Genomic DNA, 25,389 nt, shown 5'->3' with positions numbered 1-25,389 from the left:
CGTCCAGCTCGGATGGACGCTGGGACGACCGGGCTGCGAGACTGGGCCGATGCTCGAGCTCGATCCCTGGGGACCGGCCGATCCGCTGGGCCGCGCGCTGCACCTCCTGCGGATGAACGGCGCCTTCTACTGCCGCGCCGACCTGACCGCCCCCTGGGGCCTGGGCCTGCCGGCGATGCCCGGGTACCTGTGGTTCCACGTCGTGCTGTCGGGCACGCTGCGCCTGGAGACGCCAGACGCCGCGCCGCGCACCATCGCCGCCGGCGAGCTCGCCCTCGTACCGCGGGGCGAGGGCCACACGCTGCGCAGCGAGGCGGGCGTCGACGCGCCCGACGTCCTGTCGCTCGAGCGCGAGCTGGTCAGCGACCGCTACGAGGTGCTGCGCCACGGTGGCGGCGGCGTGGCCACCGCGCTGGTCTGCGGCGCCGTGCGCCTCGAGCACCCGGCCGCCCGCAACCTGATCCGCGCGCTCCCGCCCAGCATCCTGGTCGCCGCCGACGCCCCGGGCGCCGAGTGGATCCAGAGCACGCTGCGCCTGCTGGCCGCGGAGGCGCGCCACCCACGTCCGGGCGGCGAGGCCGTGATCACGCGCCTGGCCGACATCATCGTCATCCAGGCGATCCGCGCCTGGCTGGAGTCCGACCCCGGCGCGCGCACCGGCTGGCTCGGCGCCCTGCGCGATCCCCACATCGGCCGGGCCATCGCGCTCGTCCACGACGACCCCGCCCGCGACTGGACCGTGGCCGCGCTGGCCCAGGAGCTCTCGATGTCGCGCTCGGCCTTCGCGGCCCGCTTCACCGAGCTGGTCGGCGAGCCGGCGATGCAGTACGTCACCACCTGGCGCATGCACCTCGCGCTGGCCACCCTGCAGGAGGGCGACGCCACGATCGCCCAGCTGGCCGACCGGCTCGGCTACCGCTCCGAGGCCGCCTTCGCCCGCGCGTTCAAGCGCGTCATCGGCACCCCACCCGGCGGCGTGCGCCGCCGGGTCGATCCGCTGGTCGCGCTAGGCGCGTGACAGCACGACGACCGGGATGATCCGGTCGGTCTTCTCCTGGTACTCCCTGAAGTTCGGCATCAACTCGGCCTGCGCGTTGTACAGGCGGTCGCGCTCGTCGCCGCTCTCGAGGATCGTGGCGACGGCGTCCCAGGCCTCGTTGCCGATCTCCACGTGGACGTTGGGGTCGGCCTGGAGGTTGAGGTACCAGATGGGGTGCTCGGGGGCGCCGCCCTTGGAGGCGATGATCACGACGTCGTCGCCGTCGCGCGTGTAGACGAGCGGCGTGGTGATGCGGCGTCCGCTCTTGCGTCCGGTGTGGGTGACGAGGATCATCGGGGCGCCTTCGAACATGCCGCCGACGCGGCCGTCGTTGGACCGGAATTCCTCGATCACCTGCGTGTTGAAGTCGGCCATGCGGCCATCCTCTCAGGTCGATTGGTCGGGCTCGTCAAAGCGAACGTCGATGTGCTCCTCATCGATGCGCGCCTGGGCCTTGGCCATCGCCGTCAGCACGCGGCGGTCGGCTTCGAGGATGGGCGGCGTGAACAGGCTGCGCGGCCACAGCCGGCGCGACAGGACCGTGTTGATCTCGGCCGCGTAGACCACGACCCGCGCGCCCAGGTACAGCCAGGCGATCAGGCCCAGCACGGTGGCGAACGTCCCGTACGTGGCGGTCGCGCCGGCGATCACGTGCGTCACGTAGATGCTGCCCAGCGCCTGCAACGCGGTCCATCCCACGGTGGCCAGCGCGACGCCGGGCCACAGCTCGCGCGTATCGATCGTGCTGTTGACCAGCAGCCGGAACGCGGCGGTGAACAGCACCGCGTTGACGACCAGCGACACGCCGAGGCCGCCGGTCCGCGTCCACATGTCGCCCAGGCCGCCCGCGGCCAGGCCCGACACGACCGTCGAGATGACCTGCAGCAGGCCCAGCACGGCGAGGATGGCCACGCCCCGCAACCGCGACATGATCGGATCCGGACGCCGGCGGCGCGGCACCGCGTAGACGTGGTTGAGCGCGTTCTGGGCGGCGACGGTCACGCCGAGGCCGGCCAGCAGCGTGCCGATCAGGCCGACGGTGAGCGCCAGCCCGTTGCCCTTCAGATCCTGGTTGCGCAGCGAGTCGCCGATCACCGGGATCTGCGCGAGCGTCGTATCGACGACCTTCTCGTAGGCGGTCGGATCGTTCTGCAGCACGAAGCCCAGCACCGTGGTGAACACCAGCAGCAGCGGGAAGATGGCCACGAACGCGTAGTAGGCGATCAGCGCGGCATAGCCCCCGGCCTGGTCGTCGCTGAACTTGCGCAGCACGGCGACGGGGATGGCCAGCACGGCGTGGCGCTGCTGGAAGCGATCGAAGGGGCGCAGCGGCCGGCTCAGGTCCATCTGCCCTGCAGACTGCCGCATGCGCAGGATGACGCGCAATGCACCGGTAGCCGGGCGGCTACCGCGTGCGGTCGCGGAACGCGCGCACCTTGGCGCGGTTGCCGCACACGCCCATGTCGCACCACACGCCGGAGCGGTTGCGCGACGTGTCGTAGAACGCGTACTGGCAGTCCTCGGCCGGACACACCTTCAGCCGCTTCCACGTGCCCTCGCGCATCGCCTCGGCGACGTGCGCGAGCAGCACGCCGAGGATGCCGTCGACTCCCTCGGCGCCGGGCACCATGTGCATCGCGTCGTCGGCGCCGAAGTGCGCGCGCAGCTGCGCCCGAGCGGCGGCCGCGTCGAGCACCGCCGCCGCCGCGGGATCGACCTCGCCGCCGTGATGCGCGCGCAGCTGGTCGCGCAGCGCGTCGCGCAACGTGCGCGCGTGGTCCAGCTCGGCGGACGAGACCGTGCCGTCGGCGGCCAGCAGCTCGTGCTCGACCAGCCAGTCGCGCAGCGCGTCGGGATCGGGCAGCTTCTCGACCGGGCCTTCACCGTCCCAGGTGTTGACGAACTGCCGCACGACTTCGAGGTGTCCAGGGGCTTGTGTGGCCATCGCGTCACATTCTCGCTGAAACCAGCATATGCGTTTGACAGGTTAGCTAACCGGCTATAAGCTTTACATGGTTACAGGAGCCGCCCAAGCGACCCCGGAGGTCACGATGTTCGCCTCGTTCATGCACCACGCCACCCGCCCGCCCGAACCGCGCATCGCCTACCGCAGCCGGACCCGGTTCCAGCGCTCCCCCGCGCTCTCGCTGGGTGCCGCGGCGCTGACGATCCGGCTGGCGCAGGGCCGCGAGAAGGCCCTGGACGAACTGGCCGAGCTCGACGGCCGCGTGCTGTCCGACGGGCCGCGCCTGGTCGCCGAGATCGACGGACGCCCGATCGCCGCGCTGGCCCTGTCGGACGCGACCGCCGTCGCCGACCCGATGCGCCCCAGCGCACCGTTCGTCGAGCTGCTGCGGGTGCGCGCCCGGCAGCTGGCCGTCTGATGGCCGCCTGGGAGCACCGGCGCATCGCCGACCTGGCCCCGATCCCCGGCTGCGACGCGTCGGAGCCGACCGACTGGATCCCCCTGCGCCACGAGCTGGGGATCCAGGCCTTCGGCATCAACGCGTTCGCGGCCGGCGCGCCGGGCCAGATCATCGTCGAGCGCCACGACGAGCTCGATGAGGACGGCGCCGCGATCGGTCACGAGGAGGCCTACGTGGTGCTGCAGGGCTCGATCGACCTGACGCTCGACGGCGAGACCCAGCACGTGGCCGCGGGCGAGATCGTCTTCGTGGGCGACCCCGCCGTGCTGCGCGAAGGGCGCGCGGTCGACGTTCCGGCGCTGGTGCTGGCCGTCGGCGCCCGGCCCGGCGTGACGTTCACGCCGTCAGCCTGGGAGCTGCGCGAGCTGGCCAAGAACGGTCGCTAGGACACCAGTTGCAGCGTGCAGCGCTTCTCGGCCGCCCACTCCTGGCCGACCTCCTCGAGGATGTCGATCATCGCCGCGGCGGCCGCGCCGCGGGAGGCCGAACGCCGCGACGCGGCGAGAATGCGCCGCTGCGGCGCCGTCCCGGTCAGCTCGCGCACCGCGATGTCGTCGCGCACGGACACGAGCGCCAGATCGGGGATCAGCGCGACGCCGACGCCGGCGGCGATGAACCCCTGGATCGCGCTGTAGTCGTCGGACTGGAAGGCCACCCGCGGCTCGAACCCGCAGGTCGCCGCGGCGCGCAGCATGATCGCCGAGTCCGGGCAGGTCGCGCTGCTCGTGCCCAGGATCCAGGCCTCGCCGGCCAGGTCCTCCAGGCGCAGGCGCGACTTCGCGGCCAGCGGATGGTCGCGGGGCAGCGCCACGAACATCGGGTCGTCGAGGATGTGGCGCAGCTCGAGGTCGTCGTCGCTCAGCTGCGCGAACGCCGCGTCGACGGTGATGGCCACGTCGACGTCGCCGGCCTTCAACGCGGCCAGCGAATCGTCGGGCTCCAGCGGCAGCAGCATCAGCTCGACGCCAGGGTGGCGGGCGCGGAAGTGCGACACGGCCAGCGGGGCGATCGATCCGCCCGCGCTGGCGAAGGTCCCCACCCGCAACGTGCCACCGCGCAGACCGGCGATCGCCTCGAGATCGCGCTCGGCGGCGGCCAGGCGCGCGAGGATCGCGTCGGCGTGGCCGACGAGCACCGCGCCGGCGTCGGTCAGGCGCACACCGCGCGCGTTGCGCTCGACCAGCAGCGTGCCCGCCTCGCGCTCGAGCGCCGCGATCTGCTGGGAGACGGCCGACTGCGTGTAGGACAGCGCGTCGGCCGCGGCCGAGAACGAGCCCTGGGCGGCGACCTCACGCAGGACGCGCAGGCGTTTGACGTCGAGCATAAGCACACCTTATCGACAGCAGAGCGAAATGTCATTTGTTCTGATGGGGTCACGGTGGGATCGTGGTTCTCGTCTTCCAGGTAGGTGCCGACCAAGCCAAGGAGGTGCACCGAGATGCAAGCCCCCACCACCCCCACCACCATGACGCTCCCCACGATCCAGATCCGCACCGCGCATCACGACGACGAGGCGGCGGTCCTGCGCCTGGCGGCGCTGGACAGCGCCCCCGCTCTGCGCGGCGCCGTGCTCGTCGCCGCCGTCGACGGCCAGATCCTGGCCGCGATCGCGCTGGACAGCGGACGCACGATCGCCGACCCGTTCCGCCACACGGCGGACCTCGTCGAGCTCCTGCGCACGCGCGCCCACCTCGTGGGCGCGCGCGGGAGCGAGCACGGACGCAGGCGGCTCTCCCTCCGCCGCTCTGCGCCGCCGATCGCGCTCGCCCGGTAGACCTCCAGCTCCGGACGAGCGTCAGACGAGCACGGCCCGTCGCTCTGCGGCGGGCCGTTGCTCGTTCTCCAGCACGTCGACCAGCGCCCACACGACGGCCGGATCGAACTGGCTGCCCGCGCACCGGCGCAGCTCGGCGATCGCGTCCTGCGTGGGCATCGCCCGCCGGTAGGGACGGTCGCTGGTCATCGCGTGGTAGGCGTCGCACACCAACACGATCCGGCTGGCCAGCGGGATCGCCTCGCCGGCGATCCCGTCGGGGTAGCCGCCGCCGTCCCAGCGCTCGTGCTCGTGCCGCACGGCCCGGGCGATCGCGCTCAGCCCGGGGACCGCGTTGAGGATCCGCTCGCCCACGACGGGGTGCTCGCGCATGACCACCCACTCGTCGTCGGTCAGCGGGCCGGCCTTGTGCAGGATCTCGTTGGGCGTGCCGATCTTGCCGATGTCGTGCAGGAGGGCGACGGTGTCGATCTCGCGGCGCTGCTCGGCGTCCAGACCGAGCGCGACGGCCACGCGCGACGTCAACGCGGTCGTCTCCTCGGTGTGGCGCCCGGTGTAGCCGTCGCGGGCCTCCAGGGCGGCGGTCAGCGCGCGCAGCCCGGCGTGGCTCTGGGCCGCCCGGTCGCGCTCGGCGCGCAGCGCGCGGAGGGCCAGGCGCCGGTTGTCGCGGCCGATCGTCGCGGAGCGGATGTAGCGCAGGACGGCCATCACGACGAGCACGACGACCACCGGCCAGGTGATCTCGCCGTTGACGATCACCGCGGCCACCATCAGGCCGGCGAAGCCCGTGATTCCGGCGATGCCGACGAAGCGCCCGTCGGCCTGGCCGTCGCGCAGCCCGCGCTCGACCGGGCCCGAATGCGTCAGGCGCAGCCAGATCGCGCCGACCGTGGTGACCGGGCCGATCAGGTAGAGGACCTTCCAGGTCTGTCCCGAGGACCACGCGCCGCCGTGGTGCAGGACGGCGATCGAGATGACCAGCGGGACCAGGTAGCCGGAGGCCAGCAGCCACACGTCGGGGCGGGCGCGGCGCGAGACCGACGTGCCGACCATCAGGACGGTCATGCCGGCGACGACGACGCCGACCGCGCGCAGCCCGAGCGAGACGTGCTCACCGAGTGTGTCGGTCGCCCACGACGACGCGGGCGGCAGCGCGAACGCGACGATGATGCCGGCCATCAGCGCGGCGCACACGGCGCCGTCCAGCATGCGGTAGCGGTCGCGCAGCCAGCCGTCGCCGGCGATCAGCAGGATGGCCACGGCGAAGACCACGAGCGCGCCGGCGGCGATCACCGGAAGCGCGGCCACGACGCCGCTGGCCGCCAGCATCCGCCAGCCGAGGCGCTCGCGGCCGCGGGTGCGCTGGCCCACCCACAGGCCGCCGGCGACCAGGGCCAGGAAGAACGTGAGCATCACGCCGTGGCGGGCGTTCGCGGTGTCGGTGACCCGCGGCAGGGCGAACCACACGGCCAGCACGACGGCGGCCAGGGCCAGCTGCAGGACGGCGGCGGCGCCGATCCGCCAGCGCTGCGCCGGGTCGGGCCCGACGGGCTCGCCGGCCGGCGGCGTCGGCTCGCCACCACGCTGGGCGGCCACGGTCAGCAGCTCGTCGACGCTGTCGGCGTCGGTGGGATACGACGCGGCGCCGATGATCGCGCGCAGCGACTCGTGGGCCAGGCCGTCGGCGCGCACGCGCGCGGCCACGGCGCCCAGCCGCCCCGCGACCGGCTCCAGATCGCTGCCCGCCAGGCCGGGCAGCAGCACGGCGAACTGATCGGGGCCGACGCGCGCGACCAGGTCCTCGCCGCGCAGCGCGGCGGCCATGCCCAGCGCCGCCCGTCGGCGCAGCTCGTCCGCCGGTCGGGCGCCGGCGTGCTCGGCCACGTCGGCCAGGCCGCCGAGCGTCACGTGCAACACGGTCAGCGCGCTCTCGTGCCGGCGGGCCCGGGCCAGCTCGGCCGCGGCGCGCAGCCGCAGCGCCTCCGCGCTGGGCACGCCGGTCACCGCATCCAGCAGCGCGCCGGTCCCGCGGCCGCGTCGACCGGCCAGCGCGGCGAGCGCGCGCGGCAGGCGGGTGGGTGCGGGGTCGGAGGGCGACATCGGCTCGAACCGGCCGCGCCTATTGGACCGGCCTTCCCCGATCGTTCGACACCCGGGCGGCGTCCTTGAGCGCAACGGTCCACTACGTTCGGGCGATGCAAGATCTCGTCCGCGACCTGATGGCCGTCGTGCCCGCCGGGTGCGAGCTGGCCGAGGCCCGGGTGGTGGTCCGACGGGAGGAGTCGATCGGCGTGCGCAACGACGCGGTCGAGTGGCTCGAGCACGACGCCTCGGAGGGGCTCGGGGTGCGGGTGCGCAGCGGCGGCGCCTGGGGCTTCGCCGCCACCGCCGACCTGACGCCGGCCGGTGCGCGCGACGCGCTGGCCCGGGCGATCGCCGTGGCCCGGGCCCAGCCGCGGGTGTCGCCGTCGTCGATCTGGGCGCGCGCGCTGCCGCCCGCCGCCGGCGGCGCGGCGGCCGGGCGCTGGCGCTCACCGGTGGCCGTCGATCCCTTCTCGATCTCGCTGCAGGACAAGCTGGACCACCTGTTCGCCGCGCAGCGCGCGCTGGCCGTCGATCCGCGCGTCGTGCGGCGCGAGGCGTCGTGCATCGCGATCCACACCGACACGATCTTCGCCTCCAGCGACGGCGCGTTCGTGGAGCAGACGCTCGTGGAGTGCGGCGGCGGGCTGGAGGCGCTGGCCGTCGACGGCGACGAGGCGCAGACGCGCTCCTACCCCAGCGCCCACGGCGGCGACGTCGCGGCCGCGGGCTGGGAGCACGTGCTCGCCCTGGACCTGGCCGGCGTGGCGCCGCGCATCGCCCACGAGGCCGTCGCGCTGCTCAGCGCGCCACCATGCCCGGCCGCGACCACGACGCTGGTGCTCGGCGCCGAGCAGCTGGCCCTGCAGGTGCACGAGTCGGTCGGTCACGCGCTCGAGCTCGACCGGATGCTGGGCGGCGAGGCCGCGTACGCGGGGACCAGCTGGATCGGCGCGGCCGATCTGGGATCGCTCCAGCTCGGGTCGCCGCACATGCACGTCAGCGCGGACGCGACGCTGCCCGGAGCGCTGGGCACTTACGGCTGGGACGACGAGGGCACCGCGGGTCAGCGGCTGATGCTGGTCTCCGACGGGATCGTCCGCGCGGCGCTGTCGGATCGCACCTCGGCCGCGGCCATCGGCCTACCGGCGTCGGCCGGCTGCGCCCGCGCCGACGGGTTCGCGCGCCAGCCGATCGTGCGCATGACGAACGTGTCGCTGGAACCCGGCGCCGCGGGAACGCTGGCCGACCTGCTGGCCGACACCGGCGATGGCCTGTTCCTGGAGACGAACCGCTCGTGGTCGATCGACGACCGTCGCCTGCACTTCCAGTTCGGCACCGAGGTGGCCTACGAGATCCGCGGCGGCGAGCTGGGGCGGCTGTATCGCAACCCGTCCTACTCCGGCCTCTCGCCGCGCTTCTGGGGCTCGCTGGACGCGGTCTGCTCGCCCTCGGACTGGCGACTGCACGGGCTGCTGAACTGCGGCAAGGGCGAGCCGGGCCAGATCATGCACGTCTCCCACGGGACGGCGCCGGCGCGCTTTCGCAACGTCGAGGTCGGGGCGGCCGGATGACGCCATCGGCGGTGGATCTGGCCGCTGAGGTGCTCGCGCTGGCCGGTGCCGGCGAGTTCCAGGTCAGCGTGACCCACGAGCGCTCGCTGACCAGTCGCTTCGCCGGCTCGGTGGCCACGCAGGCCACGGCGATCGACACGACCCACGTGCACGTCGTGTCGGTGGTCGAGGGCCAGGTCGGCGGCGCCACGTGCACCGCGCTGGATCGCGATGCGCTGCGCGAGACGGCCCGTCGCGCGCGGACCGCCGCCGAGGTCTCCGCGCGCGAGGATGCCGGCGCCTATCCCGGCCTGCCGGACCCGGCCCCCGTGCGCCCGCCCGAGGCCTTCGACCCGGCCACGGCCGAGCTCGACCCGCGCGTCGCCGGCGCGCAGCTGGCCGGCGCCTTCGGCGTGGCCGAGGCGGCGGGGCTGGAGGCGTTCGGCATCTGGACGGCGGGCGACGTGCGCACCGCGCTGGCCAGCTCGCACGGCCTGCTGGTCAGCGACCGGGTGACCGACGCCTACATGAAGGTCGTCTGCCGCGACGCGCACGGCCGAGCCGGGTTCGGCGCCCGCGCGGGCACCGGCGTGGGCGCCCTGGACGGGGCGCTGATCGCCGGCGACGCCGCGCGCCGTGTGGTGGCCGAGGAGCCGGCCGCGGTCGCACCCGGCGAGATCCCGGTGGTGCTCGACCACGACGCCGTCGGCTCGCTGCTGGACATGCTCGCGCTCGTGGCCTTCAACGGCCTGACCCACGCCGAAGGCCGCGGCGCGCTCGTCGGCCGGCTGGGCACGCCGGTGGCGGCGCCCTCGATCACCCTGTCCGACGCGCCCCGCTTCCCGGGGACGATCTCGCGGGCGTTCGACGCCGAGGGCGTGCCCAAGACGCCGCTGCCGCTGATCCAGGACGGGGTCGCCCACGCGGTCGTCCACGACACGCGCTCCGCCGCGGTCGCCGGCGCGGGCGCACGCTCGACCGGCCACGCGCTCGCGCCGGGCGGCAGCGCCTGGGGCGCCGCGCCGACGAACATGGTGTTGGCGGGCGGCGCAGCGGCGTCCGTGGACGAGCTCGCCGCGCCGATCGAGCGCGGCATGTACGTGACGCGGCTGTGGTACCTGAACCCCGTCCACGAGCGCACCTCGCTGGTCACGGGCGTCTCGCGCGAGGGCACGTTCCTGATCGAGAACGGCCAGATCACCCGGCCCCTGCGCGACGTGCGCTTCACCGACTCCGTGCTCGACATCCTGGCCCGGACCGAGGCCCTGACCGCCGCGGTGCGGCTGGTCAGCGAGGCCGAGTACTACGGCGCGCGCTTCGCCACGGGCAGCGTCGTGCCGGCCATCCGGTCGACCTGGCGGGTCAGCGGCGGCGCGTAGCGGCTAGTGGCCTGAGTCGGTTAGTGGATCTTGACGAGGACGATGGTGTTCAGCGCGAACAGGATCGCGATGGCCACCGTCCAGCGGTTCAGGTTGCGCTCGACGAGCGAGCCGCCGCCCAGTGCGCCCTGTCCGGAGCCGACGCCGAAGGCGCCCGACAGGCCGGCGTCCTTGCCCGAGTGCATGAGCACGAGGAAGATCAGCGCGACGGAGAGGACGACCTGGACGAGTTGGAGAATCAGCTCCATGGGCGCTCCATCGTAGCGGGGATGGTCATTTGAGCTCGTCCAGTTGGCGGAGGATCTCGACCGCCTCGCCGCGCAGCTCGCGGTCGGCCGCCTTCCAGTCCTCGTCGGACAGCTTGCCGGTCTCGTGGTCCAGCTCGGCGTCGCGGATCTCGCGGTACTTGGCGTCGCGGGCGGTCTCGAGGTTCTGGCGGTTGCCCTCCTCGCGCGCCTGGGCCTCGGTCATCGCGCCCCGGCGCAGGGGCCCGACCACCACGTAGACGACGGCGAGCATCAGGACGAAGATCGCCAGCGGCGCGAGGACGTCAACCACGACAGCTCAGGCTCAGCTCAGACGCGGCCGAGGTCCTGGGCCACGCGTGCGCGCAGCCCGGCGGTCACGCGCCGGCGCGCGGCGTCGGGCGCGGGCCACAGCGCGATCAGGGCGCCACCGATGACGATCAGCGCGCCGATCCAGATCCACATGACCAACGGCGAGGAGATCATCCGAAACATGGCCGGCGGCGGGGCCTGCTCGTAGCGCGCGGTCAGCGCCTCCAGGCCCGCCGAGTAGCCGCGGATCAGGCCCGCCTGGCTGACGTCGTCAGGTATGGCCGAGTCGATCGCGTCGATCATCGGCTGCAGCTGGGAGAAGTCGGGCGACACCGCCGTCCAGAAGTCCCGGAAGGGGCCGCTCTTGAGCGCCACCTCGCTCGTCGGCTCGCCGTTGACGAGCTGCTCGAAGAGGCCGTTGGAGCCGTCGTTGGACGGGTAGTAGCCGCGCCCCGGCGTCAGCGTGGCCACGTGCTTGCCGTCCTTGGTCACGTCGAGGACGGCCCCGAGGGTGACGAGCGCGCCGGTGCCCCGCGGGTCGTCGCGGAACGTCGCCGTCGAGCGCACGTACTTGACGTCGTAGCCGTTGACCGAGGTCGTCTCCCCCACCTGCAGGCGCGCGTCGTGCGCCTGCTGGAAGGCCGACGAGGCCGCGACGCCGACAAACAGGATGACGATGCCCAGGTGCACGAAGTAGCCGCCGTAGCGCCGGCGGTTGCGGGCCACGAGCGAGACGACCGCGGCGGGATACATCTCGCCGGTCGTCACCCGCCGGGCCTTGGCCCCGCGCCACAGCTCCTGGCTGATCGTGCCCACCACGAAGGCGCCGAGCGAGAACATGGCCAGGGCCAGCGGCTTCTGCGGCACGCCGGGCACGAACAGCAGCGATACGAAGGCGATCACGCCGAAGCTGACCGGCACCGCGAACGTCTTGCGCAGGTTGCGCGGCGTCGCCCGGCGCCAGGCGATCAGCGGCCCGATGCCGCTGAGCAGCACGAGCAGCAGGGCCAGCGGCACGGTGTAGCGCGAGAACCACGGCGGGCCGACGGCGGTCTCCTGCCCGGTGATCGCCTCGGAGATCAGCGGGAAGAACGTGCCCCAGAACACGACGAAGCACAGCGCCACGAGCACGAGGTTGTTGAGCAGGAAGATCGCCTCGCGCGAGAGCAGCGAGTCGAGCCGGTGCTCGGAGCGCAGCAGACCACGCCGCCACACGACCAGCCCGATCGAGCCCAGCGACATGCCCGCGATCAGCGTCACGAACGGCACGCCGAGCGTCGAGGCGCCGAACGCGTGGATCGAGTCGAGGATGCCGCTGCGGACCAGGAAGGTGCCGAGCACGCACAGGATGCCGGTGGTCAGAACGAGCGACACGTTCCAGATCTTCAGCATCCCCCGCTTCTCTTGGATCATGATCGAGTGGATGAACGCGGTGCCGGTCAGCCACGGCATCAACGACGCGTTCTCGACCGCGTCCCAGGCCCAGTAGCCGCCCCAGCCGAGCTCGTTGTAGGACCAGCGGGCGCCGAGCAGGATGCCGATGCCCAGCAGCAGCCAGGCGCCGAGCGCGAAGCGGCGGGTCGAGCGGATCCACTCGGAGTCGACGCGCTTGGCGATGAGCGCGCCGATGGCGAAGGCGAAGGGCACCGCGAACAGCGTGTAGCCCGAGTACAGCATCGGCGGGTGGATCATCATCGCCGGGTGGCGCAGCAGCGGGTTCAGCCCGGCGCCGTCGGCCGGGGCGGGATTCAGCGTGTCGAAGGGCGAGACCTTGAACACGAGCAGCGCCGCGAAGAAGGCGCCGTAGCCGAGCAGCACCGCGGCCGCCCAGGGCACGACGTCGCGCAGGCGGTTGCGGGTCAGGAAGATGACCAGGCTGGACCAGATCGACAGCAGCCAGACCCACAGCAGCAGCGAGCCCTCCTGGCTGGACCACATCGCCGAGGCCTTGTAGTACCAAGGCGTCGTCGTCGAGGAGTGGCCGGCGACGACGGAGAACGAGAAGTCCGAGCGGATGAAGGCCAGCTCGAGGACCACGAAGGCGACCGTGGTGGAGATGGCCAGCGCGTAGACCGAGCGGCGGGCCGACTCGATGAAGTCGCGACGGCCCTTCAGCGCGCCGTAGATGGCCGCGAACATGCCGTACGCGCACACCACCAGGGCGATGATGAGCGCGGCGCGGCCGACGATCGCCATGGTCAGCGGGTCCTCTAGTACGTGCCGGGCGGCTTGCTGCCGTCCTCAGCCACGAACTTCGAGGGGCACTTCGTGATGAGCGAGTCCTTCTCGCCCGTATAGGTGTCGCCCGGGCCCTTGGTGACCGTGATGATCACTTCGCGTCCCTCGCGGAACGGGTCGGGCACGCTGCCGGTGTAGGCGATCGGGACCGACGCGGTGCCGTCGCGGTCGCGCACGGAGAACAGCAGCGTGTCGCCCTCGTGCTTGACCGACCCGTCGGCGACCTTGCCGGTGAGCTTGTAGCTCTGCCCGGCCGTCGGCGTCGTGGCCAGCAGCTCGGTCGGGGTCTTCGCGGGGCTGCCCGCGCTGAAGCTGGTGTAGACGAGGCCCCCGGCCAGGACCAGTGCGGCGGTGAGGGCGACGACCAGCCGGACGCGTCGCTTACGTGCTGGATCCATCTCGACCAAGAGTCTAGGACGACTGCACCTAAAGCCGCTTCGTCACATTCGTCTCAAGGATCTCCCAGGATTTCCGACTTCAAGAGCGAAACCAATTGCGCCCGGTGGCGTCTATGTCGGTAGCAAGCACGATGCAAGCTCGAATCCCACAACCCATCCGTCGACTGCGCCCTGCGGCGACGCGGCGCGGCTACCGCCAGCTGGACCGGACCGAGGTCCCCCTCACGCCGACGGCTCCCAAGGCCGTCGAGACGCGTGTTCGGGAGGCCGGCGGGCCGGAGGACTCGGCGCACTACACCTGCTGTTGCGGCATGGTGTTTCGCGCGGCCGTGTCCGCTTCCGTGGCGTGCCCGCACTGCGGCGGCCATCAGGACTGGTAACCCCGAATCGGGGGTACACCTCCTGACCGAATGGTCAGGAGAGCGCTCAGCAAGCCGGCTGCCCTCATTCTGATCCTGCTCATGGCAGCGGGATCCATCGCCATGTGGGTCGTCGTGCCCGTCGCCTGGCTGTACCTGGGCTCCCAGATGCAGAAGGGCTCGACGCCGAGCCTCGGGCCCTACGTGCTGGTGCTCGTGGGCATCGTCCTCTCGATGGTGATCATCGGGAAGCTGCTGGGCTGGATGGACCGCGTGTACGCGATCGTCATCGGGGTCAGCCGCCAGAAGCGCATCCAGGCACCGTGGGCCAAGTCGATGCGCGGCGAACGCGAATCGGGCCGTGAGCGCACGGTGCTGGACAGCGTGATGGTCGTGTCCGTGGGGCTGGCGCTGCTGTGCTTCGGCGTGTGGTTCTTCGCCTTCGCCGGCTCGTCGCTGCCGACGTAGCCGGCGCCGGCGCTCAGACCGTGATGCCCTGATCCACGAGCCAGTCGGCCACGGCCGGCGGCGGGTCGCCGTGGTACTCGGCCCGCGCGGCCAGGCGCAGGACGTGGTCGCGGTCGTCCTTCAGCTCGCTCGTCTTGTGGGCCAGGTAGCGCACGATCGCGCCGGCCATCTGGACCTGCGGGACGTCGCCCTCGGGATCGATCCGGCGCACGGCCTCCGAGACGCGCTCGTCGAGCGTCTCCTCGAGCAGCGCCCGCGCCGGCTCGTCGTCGTCTTCGAAGGCCTGCTCGAAGTCGGCGACGTCGGTGTCCTCGTCTTCCGGGTCCACCAGCTCGGCCGCACGGCGGGCCAGCTGGCTGAGCGTCACAGGGCTGGGGTTGGTCGGCATGGCTCGGAAACTACCCCTTCGCGGCGCGGGCGAGCACCTCGGCGGCCGCACGTTCACCGGAGCTGATCGCGCCGTCGAAGTAGCCGTTCCACACGGTGGCGGTCTCGGTGCCCGCCCAGTGGATGCGGCCCTGCGGTTGGCGCAGCGCCGTTCCGTAGCGCGTCCACACCCCCGGGGGCAGGAAGCCGGCGTAGCACCCGCGGGTGAACTCCTCCTGGCTCCAGTCCTGCTCCAGGTACTGGACGGGCTGCGCGGCGCGCGGGCCGAAGAAGCGGGCGAAGCAGGCCAGCACCTCGGCGCGGCGGCGCTCGGGCGCCAGCGTGCCCAGGTCGCGGGCCTGGTCGCCCTCCAGGAAGCCGAGCAGCACGCCGGGCGTCCCGTCGGGCGGCGAGTTGTCGAAGACGACCTTCACCGGGCCGGCGGCGCTGGTCACCTGGCCGCTGAGCCCGTCCGCCCGCCAGAACGGCGCGTCGTAGACCGCGTGGCACTTGATCACGCTGCCCTGCGGGACGCGCTGGGTGAGCCCGTCGCGCAGGCCGGGCAGCAGCGGGTCGTAGGCGATGCGCCCGGCCAGCGTCGGCGCGATCGCCACGATCGCGTGCGGCGCGCGCAGCTGGTTGACGGTGACCGCGTCGCCGTCCTGGGCGATCGACCGCACCGGCTCCCCGAGCTGCAGGCGCTCGGCGCCCAGCTCGGCCGCCAGGGCCAGCGCGATCCGCTGCGAACCGCCGACGATGCGCGACTCCTGCGCGCCGCCGGTCGTGTTGATCAGCGCGTCGAAGCCGCCGGCCGAGTGGATGTAGAACAGCAGGTGCAGGAACGACAGGTCGCCGGGGTGCGCGGCCCACACGCCCTCGACCCCGATCTGCAGGATGTCGCGGGCGGCGCTGGTGGCCACGTTGCGCCGGATCCACGTCCACGCGGTCTGCTGGTCCCACGCGCGCGCGTGCGGAGCGGTCCAGGGCGCGTCGAGCGGCACCTGGCGGGCCATTCGGTCCAGTCGCGCCTGCGCCTGCCCGATGTCGGCCAGCACCACGGGGTTGATGCGGGGGATCGCGCCCCGGTAGCGGCGCATCCGCCCGCCGTGGTCGATCAGGTTGTCGCCCTCGTCGTAGGTCGGGAACGTCTCCAGGCCGAGCTCGGCGACCAGCGCGGTCACGCGGTGCTGCGTGGGGCCGATCCACTGCCCACCGACCTCGACGACCTTGCCGTCGCCGATGTCGGCGTTGAGCGTCCGCCCGCCGACGCGGTCACGCGCCTCGACGACGATCACCGAGGCGCCGGCGGCGACGAGCGCGCGGGCGGCGGACAGGCCGGCCAACCCGGCTCCTACGACGATGCAGTCGGCGTCGATCGTGGTCATCGCCGCTACCGTAAACGACGAACGCCCCGGCCTGGGGGGCCGGGGCGTCGCCGGGGTCCTCGGTCTCTGGAGGAAGAACCGAGGGGTGCTCTGCTCCACACACCCGGTCGCTGCTCAGGAGGTTCGGCGGCCGGGTATGAGCGAACGTACGCCCCGAACCTAAAGCCAGACTCAGGAGTCCGGCAGAGGTCTCCAACCGCGATTCAAGATGGCGCGACCGGACGCCGATGCGCCCCCCATGACGCGATCCGCTGTCCTGCTCGCCGCCGCCGCGCTGTCCGCCGCGGCCGCCTCCCCCGCCCTGGCCGCGACCGAAGGTCCGGCCTCGGGGATCTGCATCGTCAAGAACGTCGCGGGCGTCAAGCCGGCCCCGCTGAAGATCGGCGTGAACATCGGCGAGGCGTCGTCGAAGGCCGCCGTCGCCAAGGCCGAGTGCAGCGTCGTGGCCACGACCGTCCGGGCGCTGGCCAAGACGCGGGCCGAGAAGCCGGTCAAGGTCAACGGCTACGCGTGCACGCCGTCGGTCACGAAGAACACGAAGATCCAGTGGTCGTGCGTCTGGAAGGGCGGCTCGCCCAAGACGACGGTCGAGCTGCTGTTCCCCTGGCGCTACGTCTAAACCACAGGAGGCCCCCGGCTTGCGCCGGAGGCCTCCCGCTTGGTGTCTGAGTAATGGCCGCCGCCCGGAGGAGAGAGAAGGGGCGAAGACCGTCATTCACCTACGTCCGCCGCAGCCCCGGGTCGGAGGGCTGTTATGGGCGACGAACAAGGTGCATGGTGACGGATCCGAGACAGGGTGACCATCGACACATGGCACAAGCCTGTTTCGACAGGGGTCGAATTCGCGCGGTTTGTCACGAGCTCCCGGGGGGAGACCTCCACCCATGAGCGAAGCAGCCACCTACAAGATCGTCGAGATCGCCGGGACCTCCACGGAGAGCATCGCCGAGGCGATGAAGTCCGGCGTCAAGCGCGCCAGCCAGACCCTGCGCGGCGTCGACTGGGTCGAGGTCACCAACATCCGCGGCCACGTGGCCGACGGGCAGATCGAGCACTTCCAGGTCGAGATGAAGATCGGCTTCCGCCTCGAGGACCAGTGACCGGCTAGAACGTCCCGCGCAGCTCCCGGCGCAGCAGCTTGCCGGTGGCCGTGCGGGGCAGCGGCTCGGCGTCGATGCGCACGACCTTGGGGACCTTGTAGCCGGCCAGGGCGCCGCGGCAGTGCTCCAGCAGCACGTCGCGGTCCAGACCGGCGCCGTCCCGGGCGACCACGACCGCGGCCACGGCCTCGCCCCACAGCCGGTCGGGCACGCCGATGACCGCCACCTCGACGACGTCGGGATGCTGGCCGATCACCTGCTCGACCTCGCTGGGGAACACGTTCTCGCCGCCGGTGACGATCTTGTCGTTGCGGCGGTCGACCAGGTACAGGTAGCCGTCGGCGTCGCGGTAGGCCATGTCGCCGGTGTGCATCCACCCGTCGCGCAGCGCCTCCGCGCTGGCCTGCGGGTTGCGCCAGTAGCCGCTCATCAGCGCGGGGCCGCGGGCCAGGACCTCGCCGATCTCGCCCGCACCGACCTCGTTGCCGGCCTCGTCGGCCACCCGCGCCCGGCTGAGCATGCTGCTGCGCCCGACCGAGGCCAGCCGCTCGGGGGCGCCGTCGGGATCGTGCTCCGCGGGCGTCAGGAACGAGACGCCCATCGACTCCGTGGAGCCGTAGCCGTTGACGAACTCGCACCCGAGCACGTCGAGCGCCTGGCGCAGCAGCGCGGGCGGCATCGGCGCGGCGCCGTAGAGGATCCGCTGCAGGCTGCTGGTCGGCCGCTCGCCCCACGCGTCGAGCACCATCCGGATCATCGTCGGGACCATCTGGCAGTGCGTCGCGCCGGTGCGATCCAGCGCGGCCAGGACGCCGTCGACGTCGAACTTCGGCAACTGGATGAGCGTCGCGCCGAGCATCGTGCACGAGAACGCCACCTCGGAGCCGACGTGGAAGAGCGGCGTGCAGACCAGGAAGACCGCGTCCGCCGTGGACCCCAGCTCGTGCCCCATGGCCACGGTGCCCGCGTGGACCGAGCGGTTGGACAGCATCACGCCCTTGGGTCGGGCCGTGGTGCCGCTCGTGTAGGCCAGCTGGCAGATCGCCTCCGGGTCGAACCCCGCCGGGACCGGCGCCGGCGCCGCGGCGGCCAGCGCCGTCTCATACGAGCCGTCGCCCAGCGCCAGCGTCCACGGTGCGGCCAGCTCCGCGGCCAGCGCCTCCAGGCCGCGGCCGACGATCAGCAGCGCGATGTCGGCGTCCTGGACGATGTGCGACAGCTCACCGGCGGTGAGCCGGTAGTTGAGCGGCACGAGGATCGCGCCCGCGCGCTGCGCGCCGACGCGGATCTCCAGGTACTCGAGGTCGTTCATGGCCAGCAGTGCCACCCGCTCTCCCGGGCGCACGCCGCGCTCGTCCAGCAACCCGGCCAGGCGCGCGGCCCGGTCGGACACCTGCGCGAACGTCAGCGTCCCTTCCGCCGCGTCGACCGCGAGCTTGTCGGGGAAGCGCGGCAGCGCCCCGCCCAGCAGATCGGGAACGAGCGCGCCGCTGTGATCGGTGGAAATCATGAGAACCTGATGTCAGGATATTGCCCTATGGAGAGCATTCGCAGGATCATCACGGGCATCGACGAGAACGGCCGCTCGGTGTTCGTCTCCGACGAGACGATCGCGGCCAAGTCGCCGCCGCTGCTGACCGGCAACCAGATCCTGGAGCTGTTCGGCAGCGACGACATCCCGACCGTGCCCAACACCGGTGCCGTCGAGCAGGGCCTGCGGTTCTTCCCGACCACCCCCGAGGGGTATCGGTTCATCATCTTCACCTACCCGGCCGACTCGGACCGGCCGGCGATGCCCGACGACCTCGAGTGGGCGACCGCGGAGACCGACCGCCAGACGCCCGGCATGACCGACGCGGTGTCCGACTCGGCCGGCATGCACTACTCGGCCACGGTCGATCTGGAGTACGTGATCGACGGCGAGTTCACGCTGACGCTGGACTCCGGCGAGAAGAAGGTCATCCCCGCCGGCACCGCGCTGATCCACTGCGGCGACAACCACTCGTGGTCCAACGAGAGCGACAAGCCGGCGACGATGCTGCTCGTGTTCGTCGGCGCGCACCTGGACGAGAGCCGCTTCAAGGGCAACGCCGGACACTGACCCGTCCTACTCGACGAAGCCGGGGCGCAGGAACGGGATCTCGGGCACGACGCACGTCGGGCCCGTGGTCAGCAACCAGCCCACCGCCCCGGCGATGTCGGCCGGCGCCAGCATCTCGTCGGCCGCGACGTCCAGCCCGGCGGCGGCCGTCATGTCGCTGGCCACGAACCCCGGGCACAGCGCCGTCGACTTGATCCCGGCCGGCCCGAGGTCGCGGTTCATCGCCCGGGTCAACCCGATCAGCGCCGCCTTCGTCGCGGCGTAGAGCGGCAGGAGCGGCTGCGGGCGCTGGGCCGCGATCGACGCGGTGTTGACGACCAGCGCGCCGCGGTGCTCGGCGCCCGCGCGGCGCAGCAGCGGGGTGCCGTAGTGATAGCCCAGGACGGCGGCGCGCAGGTTGACGTCGAGCTGGAGGTCCAGGTGTCGCACGGGCGTGGCGTCGATCTCGCCGGGGATGCCCAGGCCGGCGTTGTTGACCAGCACGTCCAGGCGGCCGAAGCGGCGCTCGTGGACGGCGAACAGCTCGGCCACCGCGTCGGCGTCGGCCACGTCGGCGGCGATCGCCTGCACCATGCAGCCGTCGGCGCGCAGGGCGTCGGCGGCGTGCGCCAACCGCTCCTCGCGCCGGGAGGTGATCGTCAGCGCGTGGCCGGCGCGGCCCAGCTCGCGGGCGATCGCCAGGCCGATGTCGCCGCCGGCGCCCGTCACCAGCGCGGCGCGCGTCACGTGCCCGTGAAGGTCGGGGAGCGGCGCTGCGCGAACGCCTCCACGCCCTCGCGGGCGTCGGCCGAGCCGAGCACGGCGGGCAGCGCGGCCTCGGCCTGGGCCACGGCCGAGGCGACCGTGGCCTGCTCGGACGCGCGCAGCACGTCGCGGACCGCCCGGACCGCCAGCGGCCCGTTGGCGGCGATCGTCGTGGCCACCTGGCGCGCGGCCGCCGTCGCGCCCGCCGCCCCGGCGTCGCCCACCTGGTCGACCAGGCCGAGCGCCGCCGCGCGCGGCGCGGACACCACGGCGCCGGTCAGCAGCAGGTAGCGCGCGGCACCGCGCCCGACCAGCGGCGCGAGGCGCCCGATGCCGCCGCCGCCCGGGATCAGGCCGAGGCGCACCTCGGGCAGGCCCAGCCGCGCATCCGTCGCGGCCACCCGCAGCGTGCAGGCCAGCGCGAGCTCCAGGCCGCCGCCCAGCGCGTCGCCGTGCAGCGCCGCGACCGTCGGGATGGTCAGCCCTTCGATGGTGTTGGCGACGTCGAGCAGCAGGCGGTTGAGGGCCAGCGTCTCGGGCACCGACTGCACCCGGACCGCCGCCAGGTCGCCGCCGGCGCAGAAGCTCGGGCCGGTGCCGGCCAGCACCAGGCAGCGCACCCCCGGGGTGCGCGCGGCGCGCCGCACCGCGTCGTGCAGGGCGGCCAGCAGCGGTCGGTCCAGCGCGTTGCGGGCCTCGGGCCGGGCCAGGCGCACCCACCCGACGGCGTCCTCGATCTCGAGCTCGATCATCGTGATAACCTGACGTCAGTATATGGAGCGCGTCAACAAGATCACGACCCTCGAGGAGCTCCCCGCCCTCGTGCCCCCCGACGCCTCCGTGGCGTTCGGCGGCGGCTGGTTCGCCAACCACCCGATGGCCGCCACACGCGAGCTGATCCGCGCCGGCCGCGACGACCTGCGCGCGGTCGCGCTGCTGGGCACGATCGAGGTCGATCTGCTCGTCGGCGCGGGCGCGCTGCGCGGGCTGACCTTCTCGATGGTCACGCTCGAGGCCTTCGGCCTGGCCCAGCAGTTCCGCCGCGCCGTGCAGGAGGGCCGGCTGCCGATCACCGAGATCCCGGCGCTGTCGCTGCAGGTGGCGCTGGAAGCCGGCGGCCAGCAGGTCCCCTTCCTCCCCATCCGCGGGCCGATCGGCTCCGACCTGGTGGCCCGCAACCCCGAGTGGTTCGGCACCGCCGACACGACCTTCGGCGACCGCGCCGTGATGGTCGTGCGGGCGATGCGCACCGACGTGGCGATCGTCCACGCGCTGCGCGCCGACCGCCTGGGCAACGCGCAGTGGGAGGGCACGATGGCCGACGACCCGGTCCTCGCCGCGGCCGCCGACCTGGTGATCGTCACCGCCGAGGAGATCGTCGACGTCGAGGAGACACGGGCCAACCCCGACATGACGAAGATCCCCGGCTTCCTCGTCGACCACGTGATCGAGGCGCCGTTCGGCGCGCACCCGTGCTCGCACGTGCCGCGCTACGCCCAGGACGCCTGGGAGCTGCTCGACTACCAGCGCGCGTCGGTGGCCGGCGGCGACGAGTACGCCGCGTATCTGGACCGCCTGCGCTCCGAGACCGAGGAGCAGTACCGCGACCGCGTGCTGGGCGGCGGCCGCGATGCCGTCCTGCAGGCGCTGGCCGCCGCGGGCACCGTCCTGCAACCGGAGCCGCAACCGTCATGAGCACCGCCTACGAGCCGCACGAGCTGATGGTCTGCCGGATCGCCTCGGAGATGCGCCAGGAGGGCGACTTCGTGACGATCCTCGGGTCCTTCACGCCGCTGGCCTACGCCTCCTACATGTTGGCCAAGCTGACCCACGCGCCCGACGCCTGGCTGGTCGGCTACAACGCGATCGGCATGCCGCCGGTGCAGCTCAGCTTCACCGGCACCGAGGCCGCCGCCTACCGCGGCTCGATGGCCCGCTCGCCCTTCACGCCCAACGGGCACCTCGTGCACCTGGGCACGCACGGCCTGCTGGAGTGCGTCTCCTCGGCCCAGATCGACGGCGACGGCGCGATCAACCTGACGTCGATCGGCGATCCCGACGCGCCCAAGGTCCGCCTGCCCGGCGGCGCCGGCGCGCCCGAGGTGGTGCAGAACTACCGCCGGGTGATCGCCTACTTCTCCAAGCACGACCGGCGCACGCTGGTCGAGCGCGTCGACTTCGCCACGGGCCGGCGCGCCCCGATCTCCGCCGACGCCCGAGCCGCCCGCGGCCTGGTCACCGAGGGACCGGTGACGATCGTCACGCCGCTGGCGGTGCTGACCAAGAGCGAGGACGACCGCCCGTTCGCGATCGCCTCGGTGCATCCGGGCGTGGGCGTCGACGAGGTGGTCGAGAACACCGGCTTCGCCCTCGACGTGCCCGCCGACGTGCCGCTGACGCCGGAGCCCACCGCGGCCCAGCTGGCGCTCCTGCGCGAGCAGATCGACCCGATGGGCACGGTGCGCTTCGACTTCCTGGGCGGCGCCGAGCGCCTCGACTACCTGCAGCAGATCCTCGACCAGGAGTGGCAGCGGGCCGAGGCGTTGGTCGCGGCCGCCGGGTAGCGGTCGCCCAGGCCCGGCCGTTGTCCGCTCGAGCCCGGTATGCGGGACGAAGCGGACAACGGCCGGGCCCTAGGCAGCGAGCACGGCCAACCGCCGCCACTCGTCCAGCGGCAGCCCGCGCCGGCCCGACAGCACCTGCAGCGCCACATGGTCCGCGCCCGCCTCGTGGTGGGCGCGCACGCGGTCGGCGATCGCCTGCTCGTCGCCCCACGCGACGACGGCGTCGACCAGCCGGTCGCTGCCGCCGTCGGCCAGGTCGCGCTCGTCGAAGCCGAAGCGCAGCAGGTTGCCGGTGTAGTTGGGCAGCCCGAGGTAGGTGGCCAGGAAGGCGCGCGCGATCTCGCGGGCGCGCGCGGGATCGGTCTCCAGCACGACAGCCTGCTCGGGCGCCAGCAGCGTGCCGGGGCCCAACGCCTCGCGGGCCACCGCCGTGTGGTCAGGCGTGACGAAGTAGGGATGCGCCCCGGCGGTGCGCTCACGCGCGAGCTCGAGCATGCGCGGGCGCAGCGCGGCCAGCACGCGCTCGTCCTGGGCGCCCGGGCACGCGCGATCCAGCGCGTCCAGGTAGCGCGCCATCTCGGTGCGCGGCCGGGCCAGGCGCTCGCTGACCACGGAGTCGTCGATCAGCTCGGCATGGCTCGTGCCCAGCCCGAGCAGGAACCGCCCCGGGTGGCGCACCCGCAGCGCGGCCTGCGCGGCGCCGGCGGCCGCCGCGTCCTGCACCCAGATGCTCAGCACCCCGGTGGCCACGACCGCCCGCGCCGTCGCGTCGAGCACCTCGCCGGCCACGTCCAGCAGGGGCGCGCCGCTGCCGGTGCCGCCGGGCAGCCACAGCGTGCCGAAGCCCAGCGCGTCGAGCTCGGCCGCGGCGGCCAGCGCCGCCCCGCGGTCGCGGGCGAAGCGCAGCTCGCCGCTCCACACGCCCAGCCGGCCGAGGTTCACGACGCCTTGCGGACCGGCGTCCACGGGATCAGCGGGACGCTGGTCCGGGAGGCGAAGCGCCAGCCCGCCGGCGTGCGCACGTAGGCATCCTCGTACATGCCGCGCGCCGCGTTCTCGACCCCGTCGCGGCGGGTCACGCCGATCGCGTGGAAGTACGCGGTCCCCGCCGCACGGTCCCCGTCGACGTCGACGCGGTGGTTGGTCGTGTAGTGCACGACGTGGCTGAGCGCGCGCTTCTCGCGCTCGAAGAAGTCGCGGATCGCCGCGCGCCCCTCGTAGAGCGCCAGACCCGCCGGAACCATGTCGAACCACGCGTCCGCCACGAACAGGTCCAGCAGGTCGTCGAGGCGGAACGTGTCGTTGTACAGCGCGTAGTCGTGGGTCAGGCGGACGATGTCGTCGACGTCGCTCATCGTCCGCCCGGCCCGGTGCTCGTGCTGATCAGGCGGGGGACGCGACGGCCGCGTCCGGGACCAGCTGCACGGTCGTCTCGGCCCGCTCCGGCCCGCCGCCGCACTCCTGGCGCAGGACGGGGAGGATCTCTTCGCCGAAGAACTGGATCTGCTCCTCGACCGCCTCGTGGCTGACGCCGCCGGACTCGAACCAGATGTTCGTGAGGAAGTCGCCGTCGCCGTAGGCGTGCTCCTTGAGGCCCATCAGCTTGTCGATGACCTCCTGCTTGGTGCCGACGATCAGCACGCCCTGGTCCTTGAGCAGCTCGCCCGTGACCTCGACGTCCATCCGCGGCGTCTCGCCCGGCTGGGCCAGGATCGCGGTGAACCCGAACGGCTTGTAGAAGTCCCACTGGAACAGCTGGGACTCGACGGCCAGGTCGGCGTTGCAGTGGCTCAGCGACGGATCGACGATGTGCACGACGCGACCGGAGCTGATGCCGCGGTGGCGGTTGGAGTCCCAGCCGTACTTGAACTCGCCGCCGTTGGGCCAGCCGCTGGCCGCGGTCTCCTCCATGTAGATCTCGATCTTCGGCTTCAGCGCCCGATCGGACTCGAAGATGAAGTTGCCGTTGACGCCGTTGCGCGCGGCCCAGCGGATCGTGCGCTCGCTGTTCAGCGGCTCCCACAGCGGCGGGTGCGGCTTCTGGAAGGGCTGCGGGAAGACGGAGATCTGCTTGAGCGTCGTGCCCGAGGCGCTGATCGGCGGCCCCATCATCGAGTACTGGTCGGCCGGGGCGATGTTGAAGACGTCGTCGACGTCCGGGCCGGCGCCGCCCTCTTCGAAGAAGGCGATCGACTGCGCGTGGTTCCACTTGGCGAACGTCGGCGGCAGCGTGAAGAACTGGCCCTTGTGCGAGAAGGACTCCTCGGTCCAGGCCTTGATCAGGATCTCGTAGGCCTCCTGGTGGTAGGCCCGGTTGCGCTCCTGGTCCTGGATGCCGGCGCCGTAGGTCAGGCCGAACGTCTCGGCCTCACGCCCCTGGTAGCCACGCCCGAGACCGACCTCGGTGCGCCCGCCGCTGAGGTTGTCGAGGATGGCGATCTGCTCGGCCAGCCGCAGCGGGTGATGGAACGCCACGATGTTGGCCAGCTGACCGATGCGGATGCGCCGCGTGAGCGCGGCGATCGCGGTGCCGATCTGGAGCGGGTTGGTACTCAGCTCCGCGCCCTCGACGCCGAAGTGGTGCTCGGTGAGCCAGTAGTAGTCGAAGCCGACCCGGTCGGCCAGCACGGCGCGACGCACCTGCGCTGCCTGCAGGCGGCTGTTCGCGGCGTGCAGGTCCGCGAGCGTCCCATCGACGACTCGCTGCCCCGACGCGGTCTTGCGGAAGGGCAGGTCCGTCGCCCCGCCGTCGAAGATCCCGACCTCGATCATGCTCTCTCCTGTCCTTCGCTCAGCCTGCGAACCTGACGGCAGCTTATCACGGTGACCGGGGGCTCGCGAGAGCCCCCGGTCGGC

The 25,389-nt window shown here is 72.7% G+C and carries 29 protein-coding genes; 12 read left to right on the top strand and 17 right to left on the bottom strand.

Annotation, left to right across the window (positions count from 1 at the left end; genetic code table 11):
• Window positions 1-49: 49 nt before the first annotated feature.
• Window positions 50-1,018 carry an AraC family transcriptional regulator gene (locus ACZ5UI_RS01730; protein ID WP_464193591.1) on the top strand — a complete coding sequence of 323 codons (969 nt, stop codon included), beginning with the start codon at window positions 50-52 and terminating at the stop codon, window positions 1,016-1,018.
• Here the strand turns inward: ACZ5UI_RS01730 and ACZ5UI_RS01725 are convergent.
• Genes ACZ5UI_RS01725 through ACZ5UI_RS01715 form a run of 3 tightly spaced genes read right to left on the bottom strand, consistent with a single transcriptional unit; the run spans window position 1,007 to window position 2,951 of the window.
• Entirely contained in the window at window positions 1,007-1,414 is a 408-nt protein-coding gene (locus tag ACZ5UI_RS01725) for a nitroreductase family deazaflavin-dependent oxidoreductase (protein WP_464193589.1), read from the bottom strand. The two genes, ACZ5UI_RS01730 and ACZ5UI_RS01725, sit on opposite strands and share 12 nt — an antisense overlap.
• 12 nt (window positions 1,415-1,426) lie before the next feature.
• Complete coding sequence (locus tag ACZ5UI_RS01720; protein ID WP_464193587.1) at window positions 1,427-2,407, bottom strand: YihY/virulence factor BrkB family protein; 981 nt, start codon at window positions 2,405-2,407, stop codon at window positions 1,427-1,429.
• Window positions 2,408-2,444: 37 nt separating this feature from the next.
• Complete coding sequence (locus ACZ5UI_RS01715) at window positions 2,445-2,951, bottom strand: CGNR zinc finger domain-containing protein (RefSeq protein WP_464193585.1); 507 nt, start codon at window positions 2,949-2,951, stop codon at window positions 2,445-2,447.
• A 139-nt stretch (window positions 2,952-3,090) separates the two neighbouring features.
• Here ACZ5UI_RS01715 and ACZ5UI_RS01710 point away from each other — a divergent pair, with 139 nt between their 5' ends.
• Together ACZ5UI_RS01710 and ACZ5UI_RS01705 are read left to right on the top strand one after the other, a co-directional pair.
• Complete coding sequence (locus ACZ5UI_RS01710) at window positions 3,091-3,423, top strand: hypothetical protein (RefSeq protein WP_464193583.1); 333 nt, start codon at window positions 3,091-3,093, stop codon at window positions 3,421-3,423.
• Window positions 3,423-3,851 (top strand): hypothetical protein, encoded by a 429-nt coding sequence (locus ACZ5UI_RS01705; RefSeq protein WP_464193581.1) that lies wholly within the window; start codon window positions 3,423-3,425, stop codon window positions 3,849-3,851. Before ACZ5UI_RS01710 ends, ACZ5UI_RS01705 begins: the two co-directional genes overlap by 1 nt.
• On the opposite strand, the gene ACZ5UI_RS01700 is transcribed toward ACZ5UI_RS01705, so the two are convergent.
• Entirely contained in the window at window positions 3,848-4,789 is a 942-nt protein-coding gene (locus tag ACZ5UI_RS01700) for a LysR family transcriptional regulator (RefSeq protein ID WP_464193579.1), read from the bottom strand. The genes ACZ5UI_RS01705 and ACZ5UI_RS01700 overlap by 4 nt on opposite strands.
• Window positions 4,790-4,903: 114 nt before the next feature.
• Between ACZ5UI_RS01700 and ACZ5UI_RS01695 the strand changes: the two genes are divergently transcribed.
• Complete coding sequence (locus tag ACZ5UI_RS01695; protein ID WP_464193577.1) at window positions 4,904-5,239, top strand: hypothetical protein; 336 nt, start codon at window positions 4,904-4,906, stop codon at window positions 5,237-5,239.
• 21 nt (window positions 5,240-5,260) lie between these two features.
• Here the strand turns inward: ACZ5UI_RS01695 and ACZ5UI_RS01690 are convergent, their stop codons facing one another.
• Window positions 5,261-7,339, bottom strand: coding sequence for an HD domain-containing phosphohydrolase (locus tag ACZ5UI_RS01690; RefSeq protein WP_464193575.1), 2,079 nt, complete (start codon window positions 7,337-7,339; stop codon window positions 5,261-5,263).
• A gap of 95 nt (window positions 7,340-7,434) precedes the next feature.
• Between ACZ5UI_RS01690 and ACZ5UI_RS01685 the strand changes: the two genes are divergently transcribed.
• Window positions 7,435-8,895 (top strand): TldD/PmbA family protein, encoded by a 1,461-nt coding sequence (locus tag ACZ5UI_RS01685; protein WP_464193573.1) that lies wholly within the window; start codon window positions 7,435-7,437, stop codon window positions 8,893-8,895.
• The gene (locus ACZ5UI_RS01680; RefSeq protein WP_464193571.1) at window positions 8,892-10,253 is read left to right on the top strand and encodes a TldD/PmbA family protein; all 1,362 of its coding nucleotides are present in this window, start codon (window positions 8,892-8,894) and stop codon (window positions 10,251-10,253) included. Before ACZ5UI_RS01685 ends, ACZ5UI_RS01680 begins: the two co-directional genes overlap by 4 nt.
• Before the next feature lie 20 nt (window positions 10,254-10,273).
• On the opposite strand, the gene secG is transcribed toward ACZ5UI_RS01680, so the two are convergent.
• Genes secG through ACZ5UI_RS01660 form a run of 4 tightly spaced genes read right to left on the bottom strand, consistent with a single transcriptional unit; the run spans window position 10,274 to window position 13,446 of the window.
• Window positions 10,274-10,501 (bottom strand): preprotein translocase subunit SecG, encoded by a 228-nt coding sequence (secG, locus tag ACZ5UI_RS01675; RefSeq protein ID WP_464193568.1) that lies wholly within the window; start codon window positions 10,499-10,501, stop codon window positions 10,274-10,276.
• A 25-nt stretch (window positions 10,502-10,526) separates the two neighbouring features.
• A complete protein-coding gene (locus ACZ5UI_RS01670) occupies window positions 10,527-10,811 on the bottom strand; it encodes a hypothetical protein (RefSeq protein WP_464193566.1) in 285 nt (94 codons plus the stop codon).
• A gap of 17 nt (window positions 10,812-10,828) precedes the next feature.
• Window positions 10,829-13,006, bottom strand: coding sequence for a heme lyase CcmF/NrfE family subunit (locus ACZ5UI_RS01665; RefSeq protein ID WP_464193564.1), 2,178 nt, complete (start codon window positions 13,004-13,006; stop codon window positions 10,829-10,831).
• A gap of 14 nt (window positions 13,007-13,020) precedes the next feature.
• Window positions 13,021-13,446, bottom strand: a complete 426-nt coding sequence (locus ACZ5UI_RS01660) for a cytochrome c maturation protein CcmE (protein ID WP_464193562.1) — start codon at window positions 13,444-13,446, stop codon at window positions 13,021-13,023.
• Window positions 13,447-13,907: 461 nt separating this feature from the next.
• Between ACZ5UI_RS01660 and ACZ5UI_RS01655 the strand changes: the two genes are divergently transcribed.
• Window positions 13,908-14,273: a hypothetical protein gene (locus ACZ5UI_RS01655; RefSeq protein WP_464193560.1), complete on the top strand. Its 366-nt coding sequence runs from the start codon at window positions 13,908-13,910 to the stop codon at window positions 14,271-14,273.
• Between the two features lie 13 nt (window positions 14,274-14,286).
• Here the strand turns inward: ACZ5UI_RS01655 and ACZ5UI_RS01650 are convergent, their stop codons facing one another.
• Together ACZ5UI_RS01650 and ACZ5UI_RS01645 are read right to left on the bottom strand one after the other, a co-directional pair.
• Window positions 14,287-14,661 (bottom strand): hypothetical protein, encoded by a 375-nt coding sequence (locus tag ACZ5UI_RS01650; protein WP_464193558.1) that lies wholly within the window; start codon window positions 14,659-14,661, stop codon window positions 14,287-14,289.
• 10 nt (window positions 14,662-14,671) lie between these two features.
• A complete protein-coding gene (locus ACZ5UI_RS01645) occupies window positions 14,672-16,024 on the bottom strand; it encodes a flavin monoamine oxidase family protein (RefSeq protein WP_464193556.1) in 1,353 nt (450 codons plus the stop codon).
• A gap of 238 nt (window positions 16,025-16,262) precedes the next feature.
• Here ACZ5UI_RS01645 and ACZ5UI_RS01640 point away from each other — a divergent pair, with 238 nt between their 5' ends.
• Window positions 16,263-16,643: a hypothetical protein gene (locus ACZ5UI_RS01640; RefSeq protein ID WP_464193554.1), complete on the top strand. Its 381-nt coding sequence runs from the start codon at window positions 16,263-16,265 to the stop codon at window positions 16,641-16,643.
• A 265-nt stretch (window positions 16,644-16,908) separates the two neighbouring features.
• Window positions 16,909-17,124 (top strand): dodecin, encoded by a 216-nt coding sequence (locus tag ACZ5UI_RS01635; protein WP_464193552.1) that lies wholly within the window; start codon window positions 16,909-16,911, stop codon window positions 17,122-17,124.
• A 4-nt stretch (window positions 17,125-17,128) separates the two neighbouring features.
• Here the strand turns inward: ACZ5UI_RS01635 and ACZ5UI_RS01630 are convergent, their stop codons facing one another.
• Window positions 17,129-18,634 carry a class I adenylate-forming enzyme family protein gene (locus tag ACZ5UI_RS01630; protein WP_464193550.1) on the bottom strand — a complete coding sequence of 502 codons (1,506 nt, stop codon included), beginning with the start codon at window positions 18,632-18,634 and terminating at the stop codon, window positions 17,129-17,131.
• Between the two features lie 27 nt (window positions 18,635-18,661).
• Between ACZ5UI_RS01630 and ACZ5UI_RS01625 the strand changes: the two genes are divergently transcribed.
• The gene (locus tag ACZ5UI_RS01625) at window positions 18,662-19,225 is read left to right on the top strand and encodes a cupin domain-containing protein (RefSeq protein ID WP_464193548.1); all 564 of its coding nucleotides are present in this window, start codon (window positions 18,662-18,664) and stop codon (window positions 19,223-19,225) included.
• 6 nt (window positions 19,226-19,231) lie between these two features.
• Here ACZ5UI_RS01625 and ACZ5UI_RS01620 read toward each other — a convergent pair whose 3' ends face one another.
• Together ACZ5UI_RS01620 and ACZ5UI_RS01615 are read right to left on the bottom strand one after the other, a co-directional pair.
• A complete protein-coding gene (locus ACZ5UI_RS01620) occupies window positions 19,232-19,951 on the bottom strand; it encodes an SDR family NAD(P)-dependent oxidoreductase (RefSeq protein ID WP_464193546.1) in 720 nt (239 codons plus the stop codon).
• On the bottom strand, window positions 19,948-20,721 hold the full coding sequence (locus ACZ5UI_RS01615) for an enoyl-CoA hydratase/isomerase family protein (protein WP_464193544.1): 774 nt from the start codon (window positions 20,719-20,721) through the stop codon (window positions 19,948-19,950). The genes ACZ5UI_RS01620 and ACZ5UI_RS01615 overlap by 4 nt, the downstream gene beginning before the upstream one ends.
• 22 nt (window positions 20,722-20,743) lie before the next feature.
• Here ACZ5UI_RS01615 and ACZ5UI_RS01610 point away from each other — a divergent pair, with 22 nt between their 5' ends.
• Both ACZ5UI_RS01610 and ACZ5UI_RS01605 read left to right on the top strand, forming a co-directional pair.
• Window positions 20,744-21,664, top strand: a complete 921-nt coding sequence (locus ACZ5UI_RS01610; RefSeq protein ID WP_464193542.1) for a CoA transferase subunit A — start codon at window positions 20,744-20,746, stop codon at window positions 21,662-21,664.
• The gene (locus ACZ5UI_RS01605; RefSeq protein ID WP_464193540.1) at window positions 21,661-22,533 is read left to right on the top strand and encodes a CoA-transferase; all 873 of its coding nucleotides are present in this window, start codon (window positions 21,661-21,663) and stop codon (window positions 22,531-22,533) included. Before ACZ5UI_RS01610 ends, ACZ5UI_RS01605 begins: the two co-directional genes overlap by 4 nt.
• Window positions 22,534-22,602: 69 nt before the next feature.
• Here ACZ5UI_RS01605 and ACZ5UI_RS01600 read toward each other — a convergent pair whose 3' ends face one another.
• The 3 genes from ACZ5UI_RS01600 to ACZ5UI_RS01590 are packed head-to-tail and all read right to left on the bottom strand — an operon-like array spanning window position 22,603 to window position 25,305.
• On the bottom strand, window positions 22,603-23,499 hold the full coding sequence (locus ACZ5UI_RS01600; protein WP_464193538.1) for a TIGR03620 family F420-dependent LLM class oxidoreductase: 897 nt from the start codon (window positions 23,497-23,499) through the stop codon (window positions 22,603-22,605).
• Complete coding sequence (locus ACZ5UI_RS01595; protein ID WP_464193536.1) at window positions 23,472-23,888, bottom strand: nuclear transport factor 2 family protein; 417 nt, start codon at window positions 23,886-23,888, stop codon at window positions 23,472-23,474. Before ACZ5UI_RS01595 ends, ACZ5UI_RS01600 begins: the two co-directional genes overlap by 28 nt.
• A gap of 28 nt (window positions 23,889-23,916) precedes the next feature.
• A complete protein-coding gene (locus ACZ5UI_RS01590) occupies window positions 23,917-25,305 on the bottom strand; it encodes an LLM class flavin-dependent oxidoreductase (RefSeq protein WP_464193534.1) in 1,389 nt (462 codons plus the stop codon).
• Between the last annotated feature and the right edge of the window lie 84 nt (window positions 25,306-25,389).

It is taken from the genome of Conexibacter sp. JCM 18997, assembly GCF_055391915.1.
The sequence above is the reverse complement of the archived record's forward strand: the minus strand, read 5'-3'. Positions and strand labels throughout refer to the sequence as shown.

Bases quoted from the DNA above. Each gene is read 5' to 3' on its own strand.
- ACZ5UI_RS01730 (WP_464193591.1), top strand. From the start codon at position 50: ATGCTCGAGCTCGATCCCTGGGGACCGGCCGATCCGCTGGGCCGCGCG.
- ACZ5UI_RS01725 (WP_464193589.1), bottom strand. From the start codon at position 1,414: ATGGCCGACTTCAACACGCAGGTGATCGAGGAATTCCGGTCCAACGAC.
- ACZ5UI_RS01720 (WP_464193587.1), bottom strand. From the start codon at position 2,407: ATGCGGCAGTCTGCAGGGCAGATGGACCTGAGCCGGCCGCTGCGCCCC.
- ACZ5UI_RS01710 (WP_464193583.1), top strand. From the start codon at position 3,091: ATGTTCGCCTCGTTCATGCACCACGCCACCCGCCCGCCCGAACCGCGC.
- ACZ5UI_RS01705 (WP_464193581.1), top strand. From the start codon at position 3,423: ATGGCCGCCTGGGAGCACCGGCGCATCGCCGACCTGGCCCCGATCCCC.
- ACZ5UI_RS01700 (WP_464193579.1), bottom strand. From the start codon at position 4,789: ATGCTCGACGTCAAACGCCTGCGCGTCCTGCGTGAGGTCGCCGCCCAG.
- ACZ5UI_RS01695 (WP_464193577.1), top strand. From the start codon at position 4,904: ATGCAAGCCCCCACCACCCCCACCACCATGACGCTCCCCACGATCCAG.
- ACZ5UI_RS01690 (WP_464193575.1), bottom strand. From the start codon at position 7,339: ATGTCGCCCTCCGACCCCGCACCCACCCGCCTGCCGCGCGCGCTCGCC.
- ACZ5UI_RS01685 (WP_464193573.1), top strand. From the start codon at position 7,435: ATGCAAGATCTCGTCCGCGACCTGATGGCCGTCGTGCCCGCCGGGTGC.
- ACZ5UI_RS01680 (WP_464193571.1), top strand. From the start codon at position 8,892: ATGACGCCATCGGCGGTGGATCTGGCCGCTGAGGTGCTCGCGCTGGCC.
- secG (WP_464193568.1), bottom strand. From the start codon at position 10,501: ATGGAGCTGATTCTCCAACTCGTCCAGGTCGTCCTCTCCGTCGCGCTG.
- ACZ5UI_RS01665 (WP_464193564.1), bottom strand. From the start codon at position 13,006: ATGGCGATCGTCGGCCGCGCCGCGCTCATCATCGCCCTGGTGGTGTGC.
- ACZ5UI_RS01660 (WP_464193562.1), bottom strand. From the start codon at position 13,446: ATGGATCCAGCACGTAAGCGACGCGTCCGGCTGGTCGTCGCCCTCACC.
- ACZ5UI_RS01655 (WP_464193560.1), top strand. From the start codon at position 13,908: ATGGCAGCGGGATCCATCGCCATGTGGGTCGTCGTGCCCGTCGCCTGG.
- ACZ5UI_RS01650 (WP_464193558.1), bottom strand. From the start codon at position 14,661: ATGCCGACCAACCCCAGCCCTGTGACGCTCAGCCAGCTGGCCCGCCGT.
- ACZ5UI_RS01645 (WP_464193556.1), bottom strand. From the start codon at position 16,024: ATGACCACGATCGACGCCGACTGCATCGTCGTAGGAGCCGGGTTGGCC.
- ACZ5UI_RS01640 (WP_464193554.1), top strand. From the start codon at position 16,263: ATGACGCGATCCGCTGTCCTGCTCGCCGCCGCCGCGCTGTCCGCCGCG.
- ACZ5UI_RS01635 (WP_464193552.1), top strand. From the start codon at position 16,909: ATGAGCGAAGCAGCCACCTACAAGATCGTCGAGATCGCCGGGACCTCC.
- ACZ5UI_RS01630 (WP_464193550.1), bottom strand. From the start codon at position 18,634: ATGATTTCCACCGATCACAGCGGCGCGCTCGTTCCCGATCTGCTGGGC.
- ACZ5UI_RS01625 (WP_464193548.1), top strand. From the start codon at position 18,662: ATGGAGAGCATTCGCAGGATCATCACGGGCATCGACGAGAACGGCCGC.
- ACZ5UI_RS01615 (WP_464193544.1), bottom strand. From the start codon at position 20,721: ATGATCGAGCTCGAGATCGAGGACGCCGTCGGGTGGGTGCGCCTGGCC.
- ACZ5UI_RS01610 (WP_464193542.1), top strand. From the start codon at position 20,744: ATGGAGCGCGTCAACAAGATCACGACCCTCGAGGAGCTCCCCGCCCTC.
- ACZ5UI_RS01605 (WP_464193540.1), top strand. From the start codon at position 21,661: ATGAGCACCGCCTACGAGCCGCACGAGCTGATGGTCTGCCGGATCGCC.
- ACZ5UI_RS01595 (WP_464193536.1), bottom strand. From the start codon at position 23,888: ATGAGCGACGTCGACGACATCGTCCGCCTGACCCACGACTACGCGCTG.
- ACZ5UI_RS01590 (WP_464193534.1), bottom strand. From the start codon at position 25,305: ATGATCGAGGTCGGGATCTTCGACGGCGGGGCGACGGACCTGCCCTTC.